The organism is Bartonella senegalensis OS02, from assembly GCF_000312545.1.
Lineage (GTDB): Bacteria > Pseudomonadota > Alphaproteobacteria > Rhizobiales > Rhizobiaceae > Bartonella > Bartonella senegalensis.
The window spans coordinates 102487-104657 of the sequence record NZ_HE997544.1 but is presented as its reverse complement, the minus strand read 5'-3'; the positions used below and the strand labels follow the sequence as shown (position 1 = coordinate 104657).

Sequence of the window (2171 nt, the reverse complement as noted above, 5' to 3'; positions counted from 1 at the left end):
ATTTATAATGATAATTCACTGCTTTGCATGTTGAATGAGAGCCGCGAAAACGTTAATATTGCATCAATCAAATCACTTGTTTGCACATCAAGGGTGAGAGGAGTGTGTGGTTAAAAACTGTTAAAGACAAGGACTAAATATACCTCTTATGAATCATCTCACGTGCCAAGGATTACCGCAACATGTGAGGAGAAGCAAAGAGAATGAGGATGCCAGCTTGCTTCTTCACAAGCGTAAAGATGGCGGCGCTCAATAGATTTACCGTTATATCCTTCACAGGTGTCGCCACGAAAGGGGCTTGGGTGCCTTGAGAGATGTCTCTTGAAAACAAGCCCGTGAACCTGCAACTGGGTAGGGTTCTGTTTTACGTGAAAGACCTACCCCCATTAAAGACACGCAACACACAAAAGCGTGAGTCAATGTGCAATCTCCATCTTTTAAAAAGATATCGCTTGAGATGCTTTTAAAAGTCGTAACGCTGAACGGAAAGGCGACGGTAAAAATGGAAACTGGTTTTTATCTTTATGCCTTTATATTCTCCCCCAATGAGACTGTCTCCCCGTTTCAGAGATTACAAAAACAGAGATACGCAACACCCTTGCCCCTCTCTGGCATACAAAAGCTGAGCAGCTCACAAAGCTCTCATGCGTCTTAATCTCTGTTTCAAACATGCTGGAGCGTTGGGAGTGGATGTTGATTAACAAGCAAGAACAAAAGCACAAGCTCTCTTAGGTAAAAAACGCCATAAAACTCCTAACAGACCAGCAATGGAGTAGAAAGATATACTAGCTTTTTATCAAACACTTTGCCAAACAACAACCCTAACACAACTGGCTCCGTGTCTAATCTTACAGAGGTTCGTAGACGTCCTATACGCTATCTTTGTAAAGATCAAATTGATGGAATATCTGGACAATTCCTGCTGAAAATATGAAAGGAAAGCATGATACTACATCATCTATAAAGATTTATTGATTTACCCTGGACTGTTTCTTGAAACAAACGGATTTGAAAAAGGTCTTCTCTCTCAAACCAAATGGAATAAAGTGCCTCCTCTCAAAATTAAGGAAACATCTTGGTCCATAAGGATAATTTATACTTTGCATGTTGAATGGGCGTCCCTAATACCTAAAGAGAGTCTCATTGCCAATTCCCTCTTATAGTCAATCAAGCAAAGTTATTCGCTTATCTCTCATAAATGAGGTTGACGTGTGGATAGAAAACTCTTCAAGAAAGAAGTAAAAATGCCCTTTATGAATCATCTCAAATGCTAAAGGCTCTTGCAACATTTAGGAGCAAAAAAGAAAAGAAATGATGCTGCCCTCTTACCCCCTTACAATATTTACAATATAAAGAGAGGTGGTTACTGTCTGAGAGCTTTTTCGCTATAGCCTTCCTAAACGCCGTCATAAAAATACACCGTCAAAGTAGCTTAAAAGCATTCACAGAGATCTCTGTAAAACAAGCGTGAGAATGTGCAACAGATGAGCATTTTGTTACTCGTGAGCAATATCATTCCATTAAGGCAAAAATCTCAAGAAAGCTGTCTCTTTGGTTTATAAAAAACCAATTATCCTAGTACAATCGCCCGCTCTTTTTTCTCAAGATAAAATATTTTATTTTATACTTAAAAAACAGCAATGCATGATTATTCTTCTCTATATAAGAAAAGCAACTGAATACTTTTAAAAAACGCATAAGATATCTTCTTACAAAACTCTGTAGAACTTCTATCGCAATAAGCTTTACTCAAAAGATAATCTTTTAAAAGATCCTGCTCTAGAACGTTAAAGCAACAGAGACTTAATAAGCTGATTTTTCTGCAATCCAAGAGAAAAATCTATCGAGATAAATGCACTGCTTTGCATAATCATTTGAAGGATTTTATGACGCTGATTTTGAAACCAGAGAGAGCGGCATGTAATATTTCGTTTTGTTCTTTACATGAAAAACATAATGATATAAAAACCCCCCCGGTACTTGCGCCATCAGGGGAATGAAGTAAGCATCAAAGGCATACCAATACAAAGGCATATCTATGTGTAAGAAATCTATTTATAAGAAAAATTTTTTGTTATGTACAATTGCTGGAACTTTGATTTTTTCTCATTTCGGTTCAACTTATGCAAATACAACACCTGCAAATACAACACAGCAGCAAATTCCTGAAG

The 2171-nt window shown here is 37.5% G+C and carries 1 pseudogene; it reads left to right on the top strand.

What is annotated here, in order from left to right:
* Positions 1 to 268: 268 nt before the first annotated feature.
* A pseudogene (locus BN200_RS09820) lies at positions 269 to 969 on the top strand (integrase); the annotation flags it as partial.
* Between the last annotated feature and the right edge of the window lie 1202 nt (positions 970 to 2171).